General features: G+C 68.7%; 21 protein-coding genes. 9 read left to right on the forward strand and 12 right to left on the reverse strand.

The features are described 5' to 3' along the window. The first annotated feature begins 336 nt into the window (after positions 1-336). The 5 genes from ACJH7A_RS13060 (at position 337) to ACJH7A_RS13080 (ending at position 4,890) form a co-directional block, all read left to right on the forward strand. Positions 337-990 (forward strand): TetR family transcriptional regulator, encoded by a 654-nt coding sequence (locus tag ACJH7A_RS13060; RefSeq protein WP_406802099.1) that lies wholly within the window; start codon positions 337-339, stop codon positions 988-990. Beyond that, positions 987-1,910 (forward strand): ATP-binding cassette domain-containing protein, encoded by a 924-nt coding sequence (locus ACJH7A_RS13065; RefSeq protein ID WP_406802100.1) that lies wholly within the window; start codon positions 987-989, stop codon positions 1,908-1,910. Before ACJH7A_RS13060 ends, ACJH7A_RS13065 begins: the two co-directional genes overlap by 4 nt. After that, positions 1,907-3,544 carry an ABC transporter permease gene (locus tag ACJH7A_RS13070; RefSeq protein WP_212812635.1) on the forward strand — a complete coding sequence of 546 codons (1,638 nt, stop codon included), beginning with the start codon at positions 1,907-1,909 and terminating at the stop codon, positions 3,542-3,544. The genes ACJH7A_RS13065 and ACJH7A_RS13070 overlap by 4 nt, the downstream gene beginning before the upstream one ends. A gap of 8 nt (positions 3,545-3,552) precedes the next feature. Then, entirely contained in the window at positions 3,553-4,227 is a 675-nt protein-coding gene (locus ACJH7A_RS13075) for an isoprenylcysteine carboxylmethyltransferase family protein (protein ID WP_212812636.1), read from the forward strand. Positions 4,228-4,299: 72 nt separating this feature from the next. Next, complete coding sequence (locus ACJH7A_RS13080; RefSeq protein ID WP_212812637.1) at positions 4,300-4,890, forward strand: DUF4126 domain-containing protein; 591 nt, start codon at positions 4,300-4,302, stop codon at positions 4,888-4,890. Here ACJH7A_RS13080 and glgC read toward each other — a convergent pair. Continuing rightward, positions 4,887-6,101, reverse strand: coding sequence for a glucose-1-phosphate adenylyltransferase (gene glgC / locus ACJH7A_RS13085; RefSeq protein ID WP_064857802.1), 1,215 nt, complete (start codon positions 6,099-6,101; stop codon positions 4,887-4,889). The two genes, ACJH7A_RS13080 and glgC, sit on opposite strands and share 4 nt — an antisense overlap. Positions 6,102-6,178: 77 nt before the next feature. On the opposite strand from glgC, the gene glgA reads away from it, so the two are divergent. Then, on the forward strand, positions 6,179-7,348 hold the full coding sequence (gene glgA, locus ACJH7A_RS13090) for a glycogen synthase (protein WP_212812638.1): 1,170 nt from the start codon (positions 6,179-6,181) through the stop codon (positions 7,346-7,348). A gap of 1 nt (position 7,349) precedes the next feature. On the opposite strand, the gene ACJH7A_RS13095 is transcribed toward glgA, so the two are convergent. The 5 genes from ACJH7A_RS13095 to folP all read right to left on the reverse strand — a co-directional run bounded on the left by ACJH7A_RS13095 (position 7,350) and on the right by folP (position 10,363). Next, positions 7,350-7,517: a DUF3117 domain-containing protein gene (locus tag ACJH7A_RS13095; protein ID WP_005059648.1), complete on the reverse strand. Its 168-nt coding sequence runs from the start codon at positions 7,515-7,517 to the stop codon at positions 7,350-7,352. Positions 7,518-7,670: 153 nt separating this feature from the next. Continuing rightward, positions 7,671-8,252 (reverse strand): DNA-3-methyladenine glycosylase I, encoded by a 582-nt coding sequence (locus ACJH7A_RS13100; RefSeq protein WP_212812639.1) that lies wholly within the window; start codon positions 8,250-8,252, stop codon positions 7,671-7,673. Continuing rightward, positions 8,249-8,554: a DivIVA domain-containing protein gene (locus ACJH7A_RS13105; RefSeq protein WP_212812640.1), complete on the reverse strand. Its 306-nt coding sequence runs from the start codon at positions 8,552-8,554 to the stop codon at positions 8,249-8,251. Before ACJH7A_RS13105 ends, ACJH7A_RS13100 begins: the two co-directional genes overlap by 4 nt. Before the next feature lie 46 nt (positions 8,555-8,600). After that, a complete protein-coding gene (locus ACJH7A_RS13110) occupies positions 8,601-9,533 on the reverse strand; it encodes a glucosyl-3-phosphoglycerate synthase (RefSeq protein ID WP_212814938.1) in 933 nt (310 codons plus the stop codon). A gap of 5 nt (positions 9,534-9,538) precedes the next feature. Then, the gene (gene folP / locus ACJH7A_RS13115) at positions 9,539-10,363 is read right to left on the reverse strand and encodes a dihydropteroate synthase (RefSeq protein ID WP_212814939.1); all 825 of its coding nucleotides are present in this window, start codon (positions 10,361-10,363) and stop codon (positions 9,539-9,541) included. Positions 10,364-10,588: 225 nt separating this feature from the next. On the opposite strand from folP, the gene ACJH7A_RS13120 reads away from it, so the two are divergent. Continuing rightward, positions 10,589-11,413 (forward strand): hypothetical protein, encoded by an 825-nt coding sequence (locus ACJH7A_RS13120; RefSeq protein WP_212812641.1) that lies wholly within the window; start codon positions 10,589-10,591, stop codon positions 11,411-11,413. A gap of 86 nt (positions 11,414-11,499) precedes the next feature. Here the strand turns inward: ACJH7A_RS13120 and fadD6 are convergent, their stop codons facing one another. Beyond that, complete coding sequence (gene fadD6, locus ACJH7A_RS13125; RefSeq protein ID WP_212812642.1) at positions 11,500-13,281, reverse strand: long-chain-acyl-CoA synthetase FadD6; 1,782 nt, start codon at positions 13,279-13,281, stop codon at positions 11,500-11,502. Positions 13,282-13,292: 11 nt separating this feature from the next. Continuing rightward, positions 13,293-13,856, reverse strand: coding sequence for a TIGR00730 family Rossman fold protein (locus ACJH7A_RS13130; protein ID WP_212812643.1), 564 nt, complete (start codon positions 13,854-13,856; stop codon positions 13,293-13,295). A gap of 101 nt (positions 13,857-13,957) precedes the next feature. On the opposite strand from ACJH7A_RS13130, the gene ACJH7A_RS13135 reads away from it, so the two are divergent. Continuing rightward, positions 13,958-15,616: a tetratricopeptide repeat protein gene (locus ACJH7A_RS13135; RefSeq protein ID WP_371824596.1), complete on the forward strand. Its 1,659-nt coding sequence runs from the start codon at positions 13,958-13,960 to the stop codon at positions 15,614-15,616. Between the two features lie 71 nt (positions 15,617-15,687). Beyond that, the gene (locus ACJH7A_RS13140) at positions 15,688-16,554 is read left to right on the forward strand and encodes a type VII secretion target (RefSeq protein ID WP_212812645.1); all 867 of its coding nucleotides are present in this window, start codon (positions 15,688-15,690) and stop codon (positions 16,552-16,554) included. 126 nt (positions 16,555-16,680) lie between these two features. On the opposite strand, the gene abc-f is transcribed toward ACJH7A_RS13140, so the two are convergent. The 4 genes from abc-f to ACJH7A_RS13160 all read right to left on the reverse strand — a co-directional run bounded on the left by abc-f (position 16,681) and on the right by ACJH7A_RS13160 (position 21,235). After that, the gene (abc-f, locus tag ACJH7A_RS13145) at positions 16,681-18,270 is read right to left on the reverse strand and encodes a ribosomal protection-like ABC-F family protein (RefSeq protein ID WP_406775602.1); all 1,590 of its coding nucleotides are present in this window, start codon (positions 18,268-18,270) and stop codon (positions 16,681-16,683) included. A gap of 142 nt (positions 18,271-18,412) precedes the next feature. Continuing rightward, complete coding sequence (locus ACJH7A_RS13150) at positions 18,413-18,775, reverse strand: RNA-binding S4 domain-containing protein (RefSeq protein WP_073697652.1); 363 nt, start codon at positions 18,773-18,775, stop codon at positions 18,413-18,415. Next, entirely contained in the window at positions 18,772-19,836 is a 1,065-nt protein-coding gene (gene dapE, locus ACJH7A_RS13155; RefSeq protein WP_406784226.1) for a succinyl-diaminopimelate desuccinylase, read from the reverse strand. The genes ACJH7A_RS13150 and dapE overlap by 4 nt, the downstream gene beginning before the upstream one ends. Before the next feature lie 118 nt (positions 19,837-19,954). Continuing rightward, a complete protein-coding gene (locus ACJH7A_RS13160; RefSeq protein WP_318986206.1) occupies positions 19,955-21,235 on the reverse strand; it encodes a GAF domain-containing protein in 1,281 nt (426 codons plus the stop codon). Positions 21,236-21,253 lie beyond the last annotated feature (18 nt).

Genomic DNA, 21,253 nt, shown 5'->3' on the forward strand with positions numbered 1-21,253 from the left:
TGACTCACAACACACACGCGCCACAGAGCGCCTTGAGGCACCCCGCCCCAAAACCGCCTTATTCAGCAGGCTCCTAGCCATTCCCGCGAGCGTGCGTGTCTGCACCTAGATACGCCGCTCCACCCGTGCTGTTCGCGCACGTTCGCCGCCGCTGAGCGGGACCAAAATGCACACGCCGGACGGCGTGGCGGCTGCAGACACGCACGCTCGCCGCTGGATCAACGGCCGCCAAGCACCGGCTCACGCCGTGCCGTTGACGTCGCTGTCGAATCTTTACGGGCTCTTGACGGGTCAGACGCTTGACGACCGACTGAACGCGTGTTTAGCGTACTAAACATGCGTTCAGTCGAGGACCTCACCACCGTCGCCCGTATCCGCGATGCGGCCATCGAGCAGTTCGGCCAGCAGGGGTTCTCGGCCAGCGTCCGCAGCATTGCGACGGCCGCCGGGGTCAGCGCGGCCTTGGTGATCCACCACTTCGGCTCCAAGGAGAAACTGCGCGAAGCCTGCGACGCGTACGTCATCGAGACCGTCCGGGCCGCCAAGACCGAGTCGATGCAGAACGCCAGCCCGAGCGCATGGTTCGCGCAGCTCGCCGAGATCGAATCCTTCGCACCCATGACCGCCTACCTGATGCAGGCATTGCAGACCGGCGGCGAACTGTCGAAGTCGCTGTGGCAGAACATGATCGAGAACACCGAAGGCTATCTCGAAGAGGGCGTCCGCGCCGGCACCATCAAGCCGAGTCACGACCCCAGAGCGCGGGCCCGCTTCCTGGCGCTGACCAGTGGCGGCGCCTTCCTGACGTACATCCAGCTGCACGACAACCCGACGGACTACCGCCAGGTGCTGCACGACTACGCGCAGGACATGGTGCTGCCCGCACTCGAGGTGTACACCGAGGGCCTGATGGTCGATTCGACGATGTACGAAGCCTTTCTGGCGCAACAGGAATCAGGCCAACCCATCGTCACCACCACTGAGGAGTGAATGTGAACGCCGCTATCGAAATCGACACCCTGACAAAGAACTTCGGGGCGGTCCGGGCACTCGACGGACTGAACCTGAGGGTCGAGCGGGGCGAGGTGCACGGCTTCCTGGGGCCCAACGGCGCAGGCAAGTCGACGACGATCCGCATCCTGCTGGGGCTCGTCCGCGCCGACTCTGGTTCGGTCCGGCTGCTCGGCGGTGACCCGTGGACCGACTCCGTGGCATTGCACCGCCACATCGCTTATGTGCCAGGCGATGTCACGCTGTGGCCGACGCTGACCGGCGGCGAGACGATCGACCTGCTGGCGCGGATGCGCGGTGGCATCGACGAAAAACGCCGCGCCGAGCTCACCGAGCGGTTCGACCTGGACCCCACCAAGAAGACCCGTACGTACTCCAAGGGCAACCGGCAGAAGGTCTCCCTGGTCTCGGCTTTCGCCTCCAACGCCGACCTGCTGTTACTCGACGAACCCAGCAGCGGCCTGGATCCATTGATGGAGAACATCTTCCAGCAGTGCGTCGCCGAGGCCGCCGGACGGGGCACCACCGTCCTGCTGTCGAGCCACATCCTGGCCGAGACCGAGCGACTGTGCCAGCGGGTGACGATCATCAGGGCCGGCCGGACCGTCGAGAGCGGAACGCTGGAGTCGATGCGGCACCTGTCGAGCACCACCATCAAGGCCGACATGATCAACAACCCGGGCCGGATCGACCACCTCCCAGGGGTTTCCGACATCTTCTTCGACGGCCGGATGCTCACAGCCCGCGTCGAATCGGAGAGTCTCGGCGCGGTCATCAAGGCACTCGGCGATGCCGGTGTGCGCTCACTGGTGAGCCAGCCGCCCACGCTGGAGGATCTGTTCCTGCGGCACTACGACAGTGGCCGGAACCGCCGCGAACCCGAGCAGGTGCGGGCATGACCGCCGTCCTGGACCGCCCGGCCCGGCCCGCCCGGCCGGCCGCCGGGGCCTCCAGCTTCACCGGAACCCTTGGGCTGCTTCGTCTTTACCTGCGCACCGACCGGATCGTGCTGCCCCTGTGGGTGCTGCTGCTGTCTCTGCCACTGTCCACGGTGTACATCGGCAGCATCGAGGCCGTCTACCCCACCGCGGCGGCCCGCGCCGGATTCGCGGCGAGCATCATGGCCAGCCCGGCCCAGCGCGCGATCTACGGCAACATCTACAACGACAGCCTGGGCGCGGCCGGCATCTGGAAAGCCGGCATGTTCCACGTGCTGATCGCCGTCGCCGTGATCCTCACGATGATCCGGCACACCCGCGCCGATGAAGAGGCCGGCCGCACCGAACTCATCGACTCGACGGCCGTCGGCCGCAACGCGAGCCTGACCGCCGCGCTGCTGTTGACCGGTGGCGGCTCGCTGCTCACCGGTTGGCTCGGCTTCCTCGGCCTCCTGAATACCGATGTGCCCGTGGCGGGTTCACTGGCGTTCAGCTGCGCGCTGGCCGCCTCCGGGTTGGTGTTCACCGCCGTCGCCGCCGTGGCCGCGCAGCTCTCGGCCAGCGCGCGCGTCGCCCGCGGTATCGCCTTCGGCGTTCTCGGCGCCGCGTTCACGCTGCGCGCGGTGGGCGACGCCAGTGGCAGCGAACTGTCCTGGGCCTCTCCCCTGGGCTGGTCACTGCTGGTCCGCCCGTATGCCGGTGACCGGTTCGGTGTGCTGGCACTGCACCTGACACTGACCGTCGCCCTGGTGGTACTGGCGTACCAATTGCAGGGCGCCCGCGATGTCGGAGCCGGGATGTTCGCCGAGCGGCGCGGCCGGCCTCGGGCCACCGGAATGCTCAGCGGCCCAACAGGGTTGGCCTGGCGGCTGACCCGCGGCTCGGTCCTGGTATGGACCGTCGGGCTGGGGCTGTACGGGCTGCTCGTCGGCAGCGTCGTACACGGCATCGGCGACGAGCTGGGCGGCAGCGGCTCGGCACGCGACATCATCACGCGTCTCGGCGGTACCAGCGCACTGGAGGAAGCGTTCATCTCGATCGCCTTCAACATGCTCGGCATGGTCGCCGCCGCGTTCGCGGTATCGCTGGCCCTGCGGCCGCATCAAGAGGAGACCGGCCAGCGCGCCGAGACGTTACTCGCCGGAGCCGTGAGCCGGATCCGTTGGCTGACCGGCTATCTGGCCATCGCGCTCGCCGGCACCACGGTCGCGATGCTGACGTCGGGCCTGCTGGCCGGCCTGACGTACGGCGCGGCGGCCGACGACCTCGGCGGCAAACTGCCCCTGGTGCTGGGCTCGGCAGCAGTGCAACTGCCCGCCATCTGGCTCCTGATCGCAGTGACGACCGTGTTGTTCGGGGCAGCGCCGCGATTCACTCCGGTGGCGTGGGGCGCCCTGGTCGGCTTCATCGCGGTGTATCTGCTTGGTTCGCTGGCGAATTCACCGCACTGGGTGCTGGACCTCGATCCGTTCAGCCATATCCCGCGGGTTGGTTCGGGTACCTTCACCGCGACGCCACTGGTCTGGCTGCTGGCTCTGGACGCAACTCTGATCATCCTGGGCGCCTTGGCTTTCCGGCGCCGTGATCTACGGTAGGAGAAATCATGAAACTCGCTCTGCAGGCGCTCGCCTCGGCGGCCGGGGGCATCGTCTTCTTCGCGGTGCTGCTGTGCGTGCCGGCCGGCACCATCCACTATTGGCAGGCTTGGGTTTTCATCGCGGTCTTCATGGTCGCGACCATGGGCCCGAGCATGTACCTGGCCATCAAGCGCCCCGAGGCGCTGGCGCGACGGATGCACGGCGGCCCGACGGCCGAGACGCGCCCGATTCAGAAGGTGGCGATCTGGGCGATCCTCGCGTCGGTGATCGGAACCGGCATCGTCAGCGCACTCGACTGGCGTTTCGGGTGGTCCTACGTGCCGACGGCCGTCGTCATCCTCGGCAACGTCGTCGTCGCGGTGTCGCTGCTGGCGGCCCAGTGGGTCGTCATCCAGAACAACTTCGCGGGCGCGAGCATCTCGGTCGAGGAAAACCAGCCGGTCATCTCCACCGGCCTGTACGGCATCGTGCGGCACCCGATGTACATCTGCGCACTGATCATGATGCTCGCGACCCCGCTGGCACTGGGCTCCTACTGGGGGCTCATCCCGGTGCTGGCCGCCGCCCCGGCGCTCATGGCGCGCATCTTCGACGAGGAGAAGATGCTGCGCGCCGAACTGCCCGGCTACGTCGATTACACCCACAAGGTGCGCTACCGGTTGCTCCCCTACGTCTGGTGACACCGCGGGATTTGTGCACGAAAATCCGCGGACAGCGCGGGAAATCGTGCACAAATCCCGGAGACTGAACGGGTGGAACTGTTCACCGGCCTCGGTCTGGCCACCGCGTCGGGCCTCAACGCCTACATTCCCCTGCTGGCGATGGGCCTGCTGGGACGCTTCACCAACCTCGTGGAGCTCCCGCACCCGTGGGCGTGGTTGACCAACGGCTGGGTGATCGGCATCGTGGCCGTGCTGTTGGTCGTCGAGATCGTCGCCGACAAGGTGCCCGCCCTCGACAGCGTCAACGACGTCATCCAGACGTTCGTGCGGCCGACGTCCGGCGGCATCGTCTTCGGCTCCGGCACCGCGGCACAGACTGCCGCCGTCACCGATCCCGGCGCGTTCGCCAGTTCCGGTCAGTGGATTCCCGTGGTGATCGGGGCCGTCACCGCGCTCGTGGTGTCGCTGACCAAGTCGACGGTGCGGCCCGTCGCCAATGTCGCCACCGGCGGGCTCGCGGCACCCGTGCTGAGCACGGTGGAAGACGTGGCCAGCGTCGGGCTGGTGATCGTCGCGATCGTGCTGCCGGTGCTGGTTGTCGTCGCGCTCGCGCTGCTGGTCTGGGCGGCGGTGGCGCTACTCCGCCGCAGACGCCGCCGGACGCCCGATGCGGCCGTCTAGATCCAGACGCCCTTACCGACCGCGACGACGCCGCCGGCACTGACCGAGAAGCGTTCGCGGTCCTTCTCCAGGTCCACGCCGACCATCTCGCCGGGGCCGACGACGACGTTCTTGTCCAGGATGGCGTGCCGCACCACGGCACCGCGCCCGACGCGGGCGCCGGGCATGATCACGCTGCCCTCCACGATGGCGCCGTCGTCGATCACGACGTTGGACGACAACACCGAATTGCGCACCGACGCAGCCGAGATGATGCTGCCCGCGCCGACGACCGATTCCTGGGCCGAGCCGCCGTTGACGAACTTGGCCGGGGCCAGATGCTCCGACTCACCGAGGATGGGCCAGCGCCGGTTGTAGAGGTTGAACACCGGGTGCACCGACACCAGGTCCATATGGGCGTCGTAGAACGCGTCGAGCGTGCCGACGTCGCGCCAGTAGCCGTGGTCGCGCTCGGTGGCGCCGGGCACCTCGTTGTCGTTGAAGTCGTAGACGGCGGCCATTCCGTCGGCCACCATCTGCGGGATGATGTTGCCGCCCATGTCGTGGTCGGAGTCGTGGTTCTCGGCGTCCACCCGGATGGCGTCAATGAGCGCCTTGGTGGTGAACACGTAGTTGCCCATGGAGACGAACGTCTGCTCGGGGTCGTCGGGCGTGCCCGGCGGGTCGGCCGGCTTCTCGACGAAGCTGCGGATGCGGCCGGACTCGTCGGCGTCGATGCAGCCGAACGCCGACGCCTCGGCGCGCGGCACCCGGATGCCGGCGACCGTCGCGCCCGCTCCGCTCTCGATGTGGAACCGCACCATCTGCTCGGGGTCCATGCGGTACACGTGATCGGCCCCGAAGACCACGATGTAGTCGGGGTCCTCGTCGTAGATGAGGTTCATCGACTGATAGATGGCGTCGGCCGAGCCGGTGTACCAGCGCGGGCCCAGGCGCTGCTGCGCCGGGACCGGGGTGATGTACTCGCCGGCCAGGCCCGACAGCCGCCAGTTCTGCGAGATGTGCCGGTCCAGTGAGTGCGACTTGTATTGCGTCAGAACACAAATCCGCAGGTATCGGGCGTTGACGAGGTTCGACAGGACGAAGTCGATGAGGCGGTAGGCGCCGCCGAACGGGACGGCGGGCTTTGCGCGGTCCGCCGTCAGCGGATACAGCCGTTTGCCCTCACCGCCGGCCAAGACGATTCCCAGCACCTGCGGCTGTTCCCTCATGCCACCAAACCTAGTAGCCACCAACCGAAGCGGCCAGACATACGCCCCAACCCGTCGCACGCGTTAACGTCATCGACATGCGGGTGGCGATGATGACGCGGGAGTATCCACCGGAGGTCTACGGCGGCGCGGGCGTGCATGTGACCGAGCTCGTCGGGCAGCTCACGAAGCTGTGCGACGTCGACGTGCACTGCATGGGCGTGCAGCGGCGGGACGCCTTCGTGGCCCAGCCCGATCCCCTGCTCGCCGGCGCCAATGCGGCCCTGACGACGCTGTCGGCAGATCTGGCGATGGTCAACAACGCGTTCGCCGGGCCGGCTGCCATGCCGAACGTGGTGCATTCGCACACCTGGTACACCGGCATGGCCGGGCATCTCACCGCGCTGCTCCACGGCATCCCGCACGTGCTGACCGCGCACTCGCTCGAGCCGCGGCGGCCGTGGAAGGCCGAGCAGCTCGGTGGCGGCTACCGCATCTCCTCGTGGGTCGAGCGCACGGCGATCGAAGCGGCCGACGCCGTCATCGCGGTCAGTGCCGGCATGCGGGCCGACGTCCTGGCCACCTACCCGCAGCTGGACCCCGCGCGAGTGCACGTGGTGCGCAACGGGATCGACACCGACGACTGGTATCCGGTCGAGGCGGGCCAGACCCTGGTTGACCTCGGGATCGACCCGGACCGGCCGATCGTGGCGTTCGTCGGGCGGATCACCCGGCAGAAGGGTGTCGGTCACCTCATCGCGGCGGCCCACCGGTTCGACCCGGACGTGCAGCTGGTGCTGTGTGCGGGCGCACCCGACACCCCGGAGATCGCGGCCGAGGTGGCGGCCGCGGTGAAAGAGCTCAGCGCGACGCGCGCCGGCGTGCACTGGATCCAGGAGATGCTGCCGCTCGAGAAGATCCGCGAAATCCTGGCGACGGCAACAGTTTTCGTCTGTCCGTCGGTCTACGAACCGCTCGGCATCGTCAACCTCGAAGCGATGGCCTGCGGCACCGCCGTGGTCGCCTCGGACGTCGGCGGCATTCCCGAGGTGGTCGACGAAGGCAGCACAGGGTCACTTGTGCACTACGACGCCGCGGATGCGGTGGGGTTTGAGACAGGGCTCGCGGACGCGGTCAATGCGTTGGTCCGGAACCCGGAACAGGCCCGCACGTTCGGGCAGGCCGGCCGTCGGCGGTGCATCGAGGAGTTCTCCTGGATGCAGGTCGCCCAGCAGACGCTCGACATCTATCGGAGCGTCTGCGGCTGAACTAGCTGGTGACGTTCTTCAGTTCGTCGCCCAGGGCTGCGGCCTCATCCGGGGTCAGCTCGACCACCAGACGACCGCCACCCTCCAGCGGTACCCGCATGACGATGCCGCGCCCCTCTTTGGTTGCTTCCAGTGGACCGTCGCCGGTCCGGGGCTTCATCGCCGCCATCGGGTGCTCCCTCCGCACGCGCCCGGACCGCATCCACGGTCCCGGATCAAGGCCGGATCTACCCACTCAGTGGGTCGGATCACGGCACTGAACTGCAACTGAACTATGTCTATTGTTCCCTATCGCTACCTGAGGGTGTGAAAGACCCGCCCGTCACGCCTCCGACAAGCTGTAACGGGGCACCCAACAGGCCTCGACATGGTCGTCCACCATCCCGGTGGCCTGCATCAACGCATACGCCGTGGTCGGGCCGACGAACCGGAAACCGCGGCGCTTCAGCTCCTTGGCCATGGCCACCGACTCCGGTGTGGTCGCCGGAACCTGCGCCAGGTCGGCCGGCCGCGGCCGCGCCGGTGGCGCGAACGACCACAGCAGCTCGTCGAGGTCCAGGCCCCCGTCGATCACGCGGGCGTTGGCGATGGTCGCCTCGATCTTGGCGCGGTTGCGGACGATGCCCGGGTCGGCCAATAGCCGGTCGATGTCCTTCTCCCCGAAGCCGGCGACCGTGGCCACGTCGAACCCCTTGAACGCCGCCCGGAAGTTCTCCCGCTTGCGCAGGATGACCAGCCACGACAGGCCGCTCTGGAACGCCTCGAGCGAGACCCGTTCGAACAGCGCCTGGGTGCCGCGCAGCGGACGCCCCCATTCGGTGTCGTGGTAGTCGCGGTACAGCACCGCGTCCGCCGACTCACCGATGTTGACCCACCCGCAGCGGGTCCGCTCGGCACTCGTCATTGGTCGGCGTCCGCGGTCTGCGCCCGCAGCGTTGTCAGCTCGCCGCGCAGCGAGTCCAGTTCCTGCGCCAGCCGGTCCAGCACCCAGTCGACCTCGCTGGTCTTGTAGCCGCGCAGGGTCTGCGTGAACTTGACGGCGTCGACGTCGGCGCCGGTGACACCGGATGCGGGGAGCACGGTGGCCGTGGTGCCGCGTGCCAGCGGCGGCAGCTGCTCGCTGCGCCCGAACAGCACGGTGCCCAGCGCGAAGAGCACCACCGCGACGAGGATCAGCACCACGAGGTAGATCAAAATCAGTGTCACACCGACGATCCTGCCGGATGGCACCGACAAGCGCCGCGAGGGCGGGTCAGCGCAGGGTGTTCATGGCGGGACGGTCGATCAGTGACACCGTCGACGTGCGGGGCGTGAAGGTGTCGCCGTCGGCGAAGAACTGTGTCAGGCCGACGCCCGAGTCGCTGATGCCGCAGCGCGACAGCAACGTCGCGATCACCTGACGGCTCATCGAGGCCAACTCGTTCAACGGCCGGTTGCGGTGCGTGCGCACCCCGAGATTGACCTGCGCGATGGCGTCGAGGCCCAGCTTGTCGTAGGTGTCGATCAGCAGACCGATCTCGACGCCGTAGCCCGGCGCGAACCCGACCGACGTCAACAGCTCCCGGGTGCCGGCGTATTCGCCGCCCAACGGCTGCAGCAGGCACGTCAGCTCGGGCCGCAGGGATGCCAACAGGGGCCGTGCCACGAGTTCGGTGACCCGGCCGCCGCCGTTGGCGTCTTCAGTGCCGCCGACCTTCAGCGGCCGCCGGTAGAAGCCCTTGACCAGATGCACCCCGTCGGCGAGCAGCAGGGGGCCCAGGAGCTTGGGCACGAACATCGGGTCGGGGTCGAGCAGGTCGGAGTCGACGAACACGATGATGTCGCCGGTGGTGGCCGCCAGCGAGCGCCACAGCGCCTCACCCTTGCCGGGCTGTACCGGCACCTCGGGCAGCGCCTGTTCCCGGCTGACGACCCGGGCGCCGGCCTCGATGGCACGCAGTTCGGTCTCGTCGGTGGAACCGGAGTCGAGCACGACGAGCTCGTCGACCAGACCACCCAGCAGCGGGCTGATGCTGTCGATGACGTCGGCGACGGTGTCTTCCTCGTTCAGCGCGGGCAACACGACAGAGACGGTCCGGCCAGCCTTGGCGGCCTCGAGCTCGGCGATGGTCCACGCCGGCCGGCTCCAGCTGCGTTCGGCCAGCCACGCATGGCGAGCGATGGATTCAGCAGTCATCTCGGGCATTAGGGTCACGCGAGTCCCCTCACTGTTCGGCTCGGTGGACGCCCGCCCTGGATCGACGCGACCATTTCCAGCACGCGTCGGGTGGGGCCCACCTCGTGCACCCGGAACATGGCGGCGCCGTCAGCGGCGGCGAGTGCCGTCGCGGCCAGCGTCCCCTCCAGGCGCTCGGTCAGTTCGACACCTAAAGTCTCCCCCACGAAATCCTTGTTACTGAGGGCCATCAGGACTGGCCATCCGGTATTTACAAGATCTTTTACGTGGCGCAACAAACTAAGACCGTGGTAAGTGTTCTTGCCGAAATCGTGCGTCGGGTCGATCAGGATGGCGTCCCGCGCGACGCCGACATCGACGGCATGATGCGCCGCTGAGGTGACCTCGGCGATGACGTCGTCCACCACGCCGCGTTCGGTGACGCCGTAGTTGACGCGAAAGGGCCGGGTTCGCGGCACGGCCCCGCCGGTGTGCGAGCAGACCAGTCCCGCGCCGAATTCGGCGGCCACCTCGGGCAGTCCCGGATCGGCGCCGGCCCAGGTGTCGTTGATCAGGTCGGCCCCGGCCGCGCAGGCCTGCTTGGCCACGTTCGCGCGCCAGGTATCGACGCTGATGAGTTGGTCGGGGTACTCGCCGCGGAGCCATTCGATGAACGGCACGACGCGCGCGATCTCCTCGTCGGCGTCCACGGTGCTGCCCGGACCCGCTTTGACGCCGCCGATGTCGATGACGTCGGCCCCGTCGGCGATCTTCTGGTGCGCGGCGTCCTTGGCCGCGCCGTCGCTGAAGGTCGCCCCCCGGTCATAGAAGGAATCCGGGGTGCGGTTGACGATCGCCATGATCAGCGCGCGATCGCCGGCCACCTGGCGACCCAGGAACTGGCCCCTTGCGGAGGACTGCACGACTCCCAGGCTATCGGGCTGCCGCAAATCCGCTCATTCCGCGGCCACCGCTGTGGCAAATGCCGCGAAGTGTAGGGAATTCCCTGATTCGAGGAGGTGCCGCGGTCAATAGGTTCGATTCACGTCCAATCGGATCGAGAGCAAACTCCCAGGAGGCCGCAGATGAGCAAGCGAGCACTGTATTTGACGCGCGTCGCCGTCGTTGCCGCGATGACGAGCTTCCCCGTGTTGGCACCGGCGCCCGCCGGGGCCCTACCCAACGGTCTCGACGTGAACTGCAATCAGGAACCCGGCGAGATCACCACCGCGATCTGCGTCATCAGCGGCTGCCCCCGGGTGCACGGCGACTATGTCGTCGACGCGGTGCACTGGAAGATCGACGGCGGCGAGCAGCAAGAAGAGGGCTTCAAGTGCATCAACGGCGCGACCACCCGATTCACCCTCGGCGGCGGTCCGGGTGCCCACTGGAACATCGCGGTGCAGGCGTGCCGCAAGAAGGATCTCGAGGGCGACTGGTGCGGTCCGTGGTCGAACACGACGTTCACCATGCCCGGGAACGCGAAACCCACACCACAGGCACCGCCCGTCGTGACCCCGCCACCGGCGGAGAAGCCCCCGGTGCAGTGCCCCGCGGGCTCCCCCACCCCGACGGTGCCGGCCGGCCAGACCTGCGCCCCGATCCCTGACGTCACCAACGCGATTCAGGCGTCGTTCGGCGCACCCGGCGTCTCCAGCATCGCGTTCAACGTCACCAACACCTCCAACATCGCGGCTACGTGCAACTACACCGCGACGGCGGATTCGATCAACCCGCTGGTCCCGAAGAAGACGACGCGGCAGTTCAACGTTCCCGCCAACGGCAGCCACACCGAATCCTTCAGTGGCGCACCAACATTGAGCACCTACAACGTGGTGCTGTCATGCAAGGACGCCAGCGGCAGGCAGAAAGCCGAACTCGGCCACGTCGAGACGTCGGTGACGTGGTGATCAGCTGACCGAATTCGGCTCGCCACCCGTGTGATTTGTGCACGATTTTCCGCGGTAAGCGCGGAAAATCGTGCACAAATCCCTGACTAACGCGGCTTCTTGCCGTCCTTCACCTCGGCGGGGTACTCGGGGTAGAACGGCACGTAGCCCTCGTCGCGGCCGGCCAGCACGTAGATCGGGTCCTTCACCTCGTCGCCGTAGCCCTGCTTGCGCAGGTCGACCTTCTGGCTCTTGAACGTCGAGGTGTGCGCCAGGGCGGGCACGACCCGGATGAACAGCGGTACCGCGTAGGCGGGCAGGTGCTCGAAGCCGGCTTTGGCCAGGCGGGCTCCGTCGAACTCGGCGCCCTCGCGCAACTGCACCGACGCCATGCCGGCGCGGCCGCCGCAGCCCGGCACCTCGACGCCGTACACCGTGCACTCCTCCACCTGGTCGTCGGCGCCGAGCGCGGCCTCGACCTCGGTGGTGGCGACGTTCTCGCCCTTCCACCGGAAGGTGTCGCCGAGACGGTCGGCGAACGCGGCATGCGCGAAGCCCTGCGACCGCATCAGGTCACCGGTGTTGAACCAAACGTCGCCGTCCTTGAATGCGTTGCGCACCAACTTCTTCTCGCTGGCGGCCTTGTCGGTGTAGCCGTCGAACGGCTGCAGGTTGTTGACCTTGCTGAGCAGCAGGCCCGGCTGGCCGCGCTTGACCTTGCGCAGCCGGCCGTCGGGTCCGCGGGCCGGCTCGCCGGTCTCCAGGTCGTATTCCACGTAGACGACGGGCGACGGGCAGATGCCCGTCGTCTTGTCGATGTTGAAGACGTTGACGAAGCCGGTGTTGCCCTCGCTGGCGGCGTAGAACTCGCACACCCGCTTGATGCCGAAGCGCGAGGTGAACTCGTCCCAGATGGCGGGGCGCAGCCCGTTGCCGGCGATGACCCGGACCTTGTGTGCCCGGTCGGTGGGCTTGGGCGGCTGGTTCAGCAGGTAGCCGCAGATCTCGCCGATGTAGATGAACGCGGTGGCGTCGTACTTGATGACCTCGTCCCAGAACCGCGAGGCGGAGAACGACTTGCCCAGCGCGAGCGCCGCACCGGCGTTGAGGGCCGACGACGTCGCGACCGTCAGCGCGTTGTTGTGGTACAGCGGCAGGCAGCAGTACAGGGTGTCGCTGCTATTCAGACGCAGCCCCAACCCGCCGAACCCGCCGAGGGCGCGCAGCCAGCGGTAGTGCGTCATGACACTGGCCTTGGGCATGCCGGTCGTGCCCGAGGTGAAGATGTAGAACGCCTTCTCCTTGGCCAGGATCTGGCTGGTGCCCACCGGGTTGGCGGTCGACTGGCCGACGGCCTGCTCGCGCAGTTCCTCCACCGACATGAGACCCGCGGTCAGCTCCGGAGCGGCACCGCACTCGATGACGGGCTCGTGGAAGTCCGGCTCGGTGACGAGCACCTTGGCGCCGAGCAGGCCCAGGCTGTGCGCCAGCACGTTGCCGCGCTGGTTGTAGTTGATCATTCCGGCGATCGCGCCGCACTTGACCGTCGCCAGCATCAGCAGCACGGCGTCCGGCGAGTTGCGCAGCATGATGCCGACGACCGAACCCGGGCCGACGCCCTTGGCCGCCAGCACCGCCGCGTAGCGGTTCACCGTCGCGTTGGCCTGGCCGTAGGTGATGCGCTGGTCCTCGAACTTGATGAAGACCTTGTCCTTGTTGGCCTCTGCGCGTTCCTGGAAGACCTTGCCGATGGACGTCTTCGCCGTCGGGGTCGCACCGAAGCCGGTGATCAGGCCGCGCAGGATCACCGGGGCGTCGGACAGGAAACCGGGCAGTTGCTTAGCAATATCGAGCAGCCCGACGCCGGTGCGTGATGTCTCGTCACTCATGCCCGGTGAGCCTAGTGAGCGATGTCACGCGGCGCACAAGCAGCCATGGCCGCGTCGACGTCTTTGACGACTATGAGCCGGTCGAGCGCGGCCCGCTGGACATAGCCGGTGTCGACCAGCGTGTGCAGCCACGCCAGCAGGCCGTCGTAGTGGCCGTGCGGATCGAGCATCACCAGCGGCTTGTCGTGCATGTTGAGGTAGCCGGCCGTCCAGGCCTCGAAGAACTCCTCGAGGGTGCCGATCCCGCCCGGCAGCGCGATGAACGCGTCGGACCGGTCCTCCATGATCTGCTTGCGCTCGCGCATCGTGTCGGTGACGATCAGTTCGCTGGCGTTCACATCGGCCAGCTCACGGTGCACCAGCTTCTTCGGGATGACACCGATGGTGCGGCCGCCGTTCTCCCGGGCTCCGTCGGCGACGGCGCCCATGGCCGAGACGTTGCCGCCGCCGGACACCAGCGTCCAGCCCCGGGCCGCGATCGCCCGGCCGACATCGCCGGCGAGGGTGAGCAATTCGGGATGACGGGGACCAGCGGCGCAGTAGACACAGACGGCGTAGGCGTTTTCGGTTGTCACACCGCAACGCTAATCGAGCCGTGCCGGGCATCGCGCAGCCATAGGATCGGACCGTGGTGCTGAGCCAGCTCGAAGCGGGCGTCGAAACCCGGTCCGGTGCGCTGCTCACCGGTGCCCGCGGGTCCGGCAAGACCACATGGGCACGGGCCGCATACGACGAGCTGGCGCCCGGCTTCGAGCGCGCCGCCTGGATCACCGGCACCGCGGCCGACTCCCGCGTACCGTTCGGCGCCTTCGAGCGGTTGTTCACGGTGCCCGAGACCGGCCGGACGGTTCAGGTGCTGAGCGCGGCCCGCGAGGCCCTCGGGACCGGACTGCTGTTGGTCGTCGACGACGGGCATCTGCTCGACCGGTTGTCGGCGTCGCTGGTCTACCAGCTCGCGGTGTCGGGGGCGGCCCGGGTCATCGTCACCGCGGAATCGAATCAGTCTCTGCCCGAAGGCATTTCGGCACTGGTACGGGACCGGCTGGTGATGCCGGTGACCGCCGACGGGCCGGTCCCGCCCGTTGCGTCCCCCGCTGCCGACCCGCTGCCGACGCCGGACGACGACGGTGTCGTCGGTCGGCTGCGGCGTGCGGTGCGGGCACTCGACGGCGGTGACGCCCTACCCGTCGCCGAGCTGGCTGCCGCCGCCGACGATGCCCTGCGGCTGGGTGATCTCGAGCTGGCGGAACGCCTGGGCCGCGCCGCGCTGCCGGGCGGCGGCCTGGCCACCCGGGTGACGCTGAGCTACGCCCTGGCCTGGCAGGGTCGCGGTCCGGATGCCGATGCCGTGCTGGCCGAGGTCGACGCGACCGCACTGACCGAACCCGCGTTGCTGATGTGGGCGCTGCCCCGCGCGGCCAACCAGTTCTGGATGCTGTCCGAGCCCGAGCGGGCGACGGCCTTCCTGCGCACCGTCCGCAGCCGGGTCCAGACGCCGACGGCGCAGGTCACCCTGGACGCCTTGTCGGCGACGTTCGCGATGAACGCGGGCAATCTCAATCGGGCGATGCAGCTGGCCGACTCGGTGCTGTCCAGTCCTGATCCGAGCGACACCGCCGTCGGCTGGGCGGCATCGGCGGCGGCGCTGAGCTGTGCGCGAACGGGCCGGTTGACCGAGGTGGACGGCTTCGCCGAGCGCGCGCTGGCCGCCGGCCAGCCGGGCCTGTTGCGGTTCACCAGTGGCTTCGGGCAGACGACGGCCCTGCTGTTGGCCGGCGAGCCCGACAACGCGCAGCGGCTGGCGCAGGAGCTGATCGATTTCACGCAGTCCCAACAGCCCGGGCGGGCCATCGGTGAGGTGCTGTTGGCCGATGTGTTGATCTCGCGGGGCGAACTCGACTCGGCGATCGAACTGCTTGAGAACGCGGCGAAAGCGCTGGCGCGCACCGGGTATTCGTGGGGCCCGCTGGCATGGATGCTGCTGGCGCGAGCCCTCGGACAGCGCGGGGCGACCGCCGAGGCGGGCCGGGCACTGGCCCGCGCCGAGGCCAGGCACGGCTTGAAGTCGATGTTGTTCGCTCCCGAACTGGCCCTGGCTCGCGCCTGGACCAACGCGGCGCGGCGGGACCGGCACGGCGCGATCGCCGCCGCCCGCGAGGCGTTCCGTGCCGCCGAGCGCGGCGGCCAGTCGGCCGTGGCGCTGCGTGCGTTGCACGACGCGGCGTTGTTGGGCGATGTCCGCGCCGCAGACTGTTTCGGCCGCGTCGGCGTCGACTGTGCGTTCGCCAGGCAGGCTCGCGCGGTGGCGGCGGAGGTTGCCGCCGATCGCACCTGACCATTTGCCGCAGGGCAGGTCGTCGACGCCGCCATAGGATTGACCGCAACAGATCTTCGAGGGGTCAGGTCATGGGCGATCCGCTGTACGTCAATACCGAGGGTGTGCTGGGCATGGCCCGGGTGCACGACGCCGTGGCGGCCGGGCTCGGTCAGCTGCAGAACGGCGCGGGTCTCGGCCAGTCGGTCGGCCCGGCCGGTCCGGCGGCGACGCACGGGCTGATCGCCCACGGCATGAATTCGGCACTTGGTGGGGTCATGGCGCGACGCGACAGCATCCTGCAGTCGACGGGCGCCGCCGGTCAGCAGCTGTCCGAGCAGCTGCACCGCGCCGCCGAGGCCTACCGCGCCGGTGACGAGCAGGGTGCGCGTGGGCTGTCCTCGGCCGCCGAGGGCATTCCCGGCGGTGGTGGCGGTGGTGGCGGTGGTGGCGTCAGTGCCGGCGCGCCCGGGGGACTCGGTGCCGCGGTGCCGGGTTCCCCCGCCGCCGGTGGTGGTGACGCCGCGCAGACGCTCGGGCAGGTGGGCCAGCAGGCCGGTCAGATCGCGCAGGGTGTGGCGCAGACGTTGGGGCAGATTCCGGGACAGATCGCCCAGGGCGTGAGTGGCGTGTTGGGCGGGTTGCTCGGCGGACTGGGCGGGGCTGACGGTGTCGGCGCCGGCCATGCGGCGGGCACGGGACTGGGCGGAGCGAGCGGCTCGGGTGGCGTGGATTCCGTTGGGGAACATGACAAGCCGGACACCGACGACCGGGAACGGGAACGCCGGGATCCCGAACGCCACGAGAAGGGTGACGACGACAAGCGGATCCTGTCGGTCGAGCACCGCGGTCCGGCAAGCGGCACCGCCGACGGGAGCGGGGACCCGGCGGCCGGTCCGTCGGGCGTCGCCGCTCCCCCGCCGCGGCGTCCGGCCCAGACCCGGCCGCAGGACATCTAGATCGGGGCCGGGGCCTCACCCGGTGACCCGGAGCTGTCACCAAACCCGACATTGTCAGCCGATGTTGACAGTTTCAAATCGCAAGCGCCGCAGGAGAGCCGACACGCGGAGCCGTGCACGCCGGTTTCACTCCAGCGTCATCCGCCGCTCGATGCCGATCGCATCGAGGAAGCGCTCGTCGTGACTGACCACGATGAAGGCGCCGCGGTAGGCGTTGAGCGCCGACTCCAGCTGCGCGACGCTGACCAGGTCCAGGTTGTTGGTCGGTTCGTCGAGCAGCAGCAGGTGCGGCGCCGGTTCGGCGTACAGCACGCACGCCAGTGTGGCGCGCAGCCGCTCGCCGCCGGACAGCACCGACACCGGTAGGTCGATCCTGTTGTCCTGGAACAGGAACTGCGCCAGCAGATGCCGCCTGCGGGTGATGCTGAGGGTCGGCGCCCAGGCCATCAGGTTCTCCAGGACACTGCGCTCCTCATCGAGCAGGTCGAGGCGCTGCGACAGGTAGGCGATGCGGCCGTCGCCTCGGATCAGGGTTCCGGCGTCGGGTTCGAGGTCGCCGTTGATCATCTTGAGCAGCGTCGACTTGCCCGCACCGTTCCGGCCGGTCAGGGCGATCCGCTCGGGTCCACGGATGTCGAGGTCGATTCCGTTGCCGGCGAACAACGTCCGGCCGCCGCGCTGGATGTTCAGGCCGGCCGCGCTCAGCACCGTCCGGCCTGCGGGCACTTCCGTGTCCGGCAGGTCGAGGGCGATGACGTCGTCGTCGCGCACCGCACGCTCGGCGGCGTCGAGGCGCGCCCGGGCATCGTCGACGCGCTGGGAGTGGACCTCGTCGGCGCGGCCTGCCGACTCCTGGGCATTGCGCTTGAGCTTTCCGGCAATGATTTTCGGCAGCCCGGCGTCCTTGACGTTGCGGGCAGCAGTGCCGGCCCGGCGGGCGGCGCGCTCGCGGGCCTGCTGCATCTGCCGCTTCTGCAGCTTCAGTTGCGACTCGGCGTTACGCATCTCATCGACAGCCGCTCGCTGCAATTCAGCGATCGCATCCTGGTACGCCGTGAAGTTGCCGCCGTAGAACTGGACGTCACCGTCACGTAGTTCGGCGATGCGGTCCATGCGGTCCAGTAGTGCGCGGTCGTGACTGATCAGCAGTAGAACGCCTGGGTAGCGGTCCAGCTCGTCGTAGAGCCGTTGCCGTGCAGCAGAATCCAGGTTGTTGGTCGGTTCGTCGAGCAGCAGGACATCGGGACGCCGCAGCAGTTGCGCGGCCAGGCCGAGGGTGACGACCTCACCGCCCGACAGCGTGCCGAGCACCCGATCGAGCGGGACGTCGAGACCGAGCCGGGCCAGCTGCGCCGTGCTGCGTTCCTCGATGTCCCAGTCGTCACCGATGGTGGCGAACACGGCCTCGGAGGCGTCACCCTCGGCGAGTGCCGCCAAAGCCGCCAAAACGGGTGCCACGCCGAGCATTTCGGCGACGGTCAGATCGGTGGCGAACGGCAGTGTCTGCGGCAGGTAGCCGAGCGTGCCGTCGACGGTCACATTGCCGCCAGTCGGCTGCAGTTCTCCGGCAATGAGTTTGAGCAGCGTGCTCTTCCCGGCGCCGTTGGGAGCGACCAGTCCGGTGTGACCGGCACCGACCGTGAACGACAGATCCGAGAACACTTCGGTGCCATCGGGCCAGGAAAACGACAAATGGGAACAGGAGATAGAAGACATGCAAGAGCTCTCGTGAGAGTGACAGGGCGAGGGCGTACTCCGGTTATCCGGAGATGTCTTCTCCCAGCATGTTTCGGCCCACCTCGGTTGGCAGCAGTTGCAAAGCCCACAGTACTCACGGGCGCAACTGATTTATTGCCGCTCAGTACCCGCGCAACTGATCCAGCTGTCGCCGTTCACGTTTGGTGGGCCGGCCGGCTCCGCGATCCCGGACGGGCACTGCCGGCATCGTCTCTTTGGCCGGTGGCGGCGGGCTGCGGTCGATCAGGCATTCCGGCACGACGGCCGCGCCGACCCGCTTGGCGATCGGGCGGATGACCTCGACGATGCGCTCGCGGCCATCGAGCCGGACCCGGACCTCGTCGCCCGGGCTGACCAGCTGCGCCGGTTTGACGGTGACGCCATTGACGCGGACGTGGCCGGCCCGGCAGGCGGCGGCCGCCAAAGACCGGGTCTTGGTGATCCGGACGGCGAAAATCCAGCTGTCGACGCGGACGCTACTCAACTTGTCAGATACCGCCGCAGCATCTCGGTGACGGCGGTGATGTCCGCCGTCGTCACGCGCTCGTCGACCTTGTGCGCCAGGTTCGGGTCGCCCGGTCCGTAGTTGACGGCCGGAATGCCCAGGGCGGCAAAGCGTGCCACGTCGGTCCAGCCGTACTTGGCTCGCACCTGGTCCCCGGCCGCGGCCACCAGCGCGGCGGCGGCCGGCTGCGTCAGACCGGGCAGCGCGCCGGCAGCCGAGTCGGTGAGCTCGATGCGGACGTCGAGACCGGCGAACACCTCGTGGACGTGCGCGAGGGCCTGCTCAACGCTGCGGTCCGGCGCGAACCGGAAGTTGACGGTGACCGACGCGGCGTCGGGGATGACGTTGCCGGCGATGCCGCCGTCGATCCGGACCGCGGACAGTCCCTCGCGGTAGACGCAGCCGTCGATGTCGACCGAGCGCGCCTGGTAGGCGGTGAGCCGGTCGAGGACGGCACCGAGCTTGTGAATCGCGTTGTCGCCCAGCCACGATCGCGCCGAATGCGCGCGGGTACCGGTGGCGTGGATGATGACGCGCAGGGTGCCCTGGCACCCGGCTTCGATGAGACCACCCGACGGCTCGCCGAGGATCGCGACGTCGGCTTTGAGCCAGTCGGGCAGTTCACGCTCGATGCGGCCGAGACCGTTGGCGCTGGATTCGATCTCCTCGCAGTCGTACATGACGAGGGTGATGTCGTGCGTCGGCTCGGCGATGGTGGCCGCCAGGTGCAGGAACACCGCGTCGCCGGCCTTCATGTCGGAGGTACCGCAGCCCCAGAGCTCGCCGCCGACGAGCCGACTGGGGAGGTTGTCGGCCGCCGGGACGGTGTCGGTGTGCCCGGCCAGCAGCACGCGCGACGGCCGGCCCAGATTGGTCCGGGCCAGCACCGCGTCGCCGTTGCGGATCACCTCGAAGTGCGGAGCCTGGGCCTTGATTGCGGCCTCGATCTCGTCGGCGATGAGCTGCTCGTGCCGCGATTCGCTGGGGATGTCGACCAGGGCGGCGGTCAGAGCGATCGGGTCGGCGGTGAGATCGAGCATTCAGCCAGATTAGCTGGTCACCTTTCACCCGCGAGCAGACGCAAAACTGTCGTTTTCACGGCCGAAAACGACAGTTTTACGTCTGCTCGCGAGGGGAGAGTGCCCCAGCTCACGAGGTTCAGGCGACGGCGCGCAGGGCCCGGATGGCAGGTGCCGTCGAGGCGCCGAGCAGTGTCGAGCGGTCGGCCGGGTAGCGCACGTCGATGACGGCGTCGTCACCGAACCGGTAGGGCTTGCCGAGAATCAAGCCCGCCAACTGCTTTCGCATCCGGGACAGCTCGGCCCGCACCGTGACCACCCGGCTCCGGTCGCCGTACAGGTCTTCGGCGAGCTCCGACGCCGAGCGCCCGTTCCGGTGGATCGCCAGCACCAGCAGGATTTCGGCGTGCCGTAGCGAGATGTCATGGCGCCATCCCCCGAACTCCCCGGCCATCTCGAGGACCGGGGCGGCGCGCAGGTCCAGGACGACGCGGGTGGCGGTGGCGTCGTCGTCGGCCGCGGCGGTGGACGGCCGGACCAGCCACCCGCCGGGCAGCATCTCGACGTCGCATCGTCCGAGGGTCGGGATCCACGCCCGCCCCGGGGCCAGTTCGTCGGGCAGCAGAATCCGATTGTGCAGTGGCATCTGGTCGACGGCGGCCACCCAGCCGTCGGCGTCGACCGCCAGCGCCGGACTGCCGATGCGGGCCAGGATGGGCGCGGCGACCATCCGCAGCCGGTTCAGCGTGCCCTCGTGCTGCTCGCGCAGGTGCGCTTCGGCCAGCCGGGCGACCGCGTCGACGAGCGCGACGGTGGTGGGATGCACCGTCGCGGCCGGGCCGGAGACGTCGACGACGCCGATGACCTGGCCGGTGCGCGGGTCACGGACCGGAGCGCCCGCGCAGGTCCAGGCGTGGTGGCTGCGCAGGAAATGCTCGGCGGAGAACACCTGCACGGCCCGGTTGGACGCCAGCGCGGTCCCGATGGCGTTGGTGCCGACGGCGCCCTCACCCCAGTTGGCGCCTTCGACGAACCCGAGCCGGTCGGCCTTGCCCAGCACGGCCGCGGACCCGGACCGCCACAGCACACGACCCCGCGCATCCGCCAGCACGAGGATGTTGTCCCCTTCGGCGACAATGGATTCCAGCCCGCGTGACACGTCGTCGAGCACGGCGAGCAGCCCCGACGACTTGCGCAGCGCATCCAGACCGGACGATTCGATGACCGGCGGGATGTGGGTGTCGGGGTTGACGCCGCGGGCCAGCATCCGCTGCCACGACTCGCCGATGACGTCGCGGGGCCGAGCCGGCGCGCGGCCGCCGGACATGGTCGCGTCGTAGACAGCCGACATCAACCGCGCGTAACTGCGCGGGTCCTCGCCAACAGCTACCGCTGGTTCAGGCACGGCCGGGCTCTGCATCAACGCCGATTGTGCTCC

Source organism: Mycobacterium sp. SMC-17 (assembly GCF_045310915.1).
Classification (GTDB): Bacteria; Actinomycetota; Actinomycetes; order Mycobacteriales; family Mycobacteriaceae; genus Mycobacterium.

Coding starts and splice junctions, on each gene's coding strand:
- ACJH7A_RS13120 (WP_212812641.1), top strand. CDS start 10,589: ATGAGCAAGCGAGCACTGTATTTGACGCGCGTCGCCGTCGTTGCCGCG.
- ACJH7A_RS13060 (WP_406802099.1), top strand. CDS start 337: ATGCGTTCAGTCGAGGACCTCACCACCGTCGCCCGTATCCGCGATGCG.
- ACJH7A_RS13100 (WP_212812639.1), bottom strand. CDS start 8,252: ATGACGAGTGCCGAGCGGACCCGCTGCGGGTGGGTCAACATCGGTGAG.
- dapE (WP_406784226.1), bottom strand. CDS start 19,836: ATGCTCGATCTCACCGCCGACCCGATCGCTCTGACCGCCGCCCTGGTC.
- ACJH7A_RS13110 (WP_212814938.1), bottom strand. CDS start 9,533: ATGCCCGAGATGACTGCTGAATCCATCGCTCGCCATGCGTGGCTGGCC.
- ACJH7A_RS13140 (WP_212812645.1), top strand. CDS start 15,688: ATGGGCGATCCGCTGTACGTCAATACCGAGGGTGTGCTGGGCATGGCC.
- glgA (WP_212812638.1), top strand. CDS start 6,179: ATGCGGGTGGCGATGATGACGCGGGAGTATCCACCGGAGGTCTACGGC.
- ACJH7A_RS13095 (WP_005059648.1), bottom strand. CDS start 7,517: ATGGCGGCGATGAAGCCCCGGACCGGCGACGGTCCACTGGAAGCAACC.
- abc-f (WP_406775602.1), bottom strand. CDS start 18,270: ATGTCTTCTATCTCCTGTTCCCATTTGTCGTTTTCCTGGCCCGATGGC.
- ACJH7A_RS13070 (WP_212812635.1), top strand. CDS start 1,907: ATGACCGCCGTCCTGGACCGCCCGGCCCGGCCCGCCCGGCCGGCCGCC.
- fadD6 (WP_212812642.1), bottom strand. CDS start 13,281: ATGAGTGACGAGACATCACGCACCGGCGTCGGGCTGCTCGATATTGCT.
- ACJH7A_RS13075 (WP_212812636.1), top strand. CDS start 3,553: ATGAAACTCGCTCTGCAGGCGCTCGCCTCGGCGGCCGGGGGCATCGTC.
- glgC (WP_064857802.1), bottom strand. CDS start 6,101: ATGAGGGAACAGCCGCAGGTGCTGGGAATCGTCTTGGCCGGCGGTGAG.
- ACJH7A_RS13160 (WP_318986206.1), bottom strand. CDS start 21,235: ATGCAGAGCCCGGCCGTGCCTGAACCAGCGGTAGCTGTTGGCGAGGAC.
- folP (WP_212814939.1), bottom strand. CDS start 10,363: ATGGCGATCGTCAACCGCACCCCGGATTCCTTCTATGACCGGGGGGCG.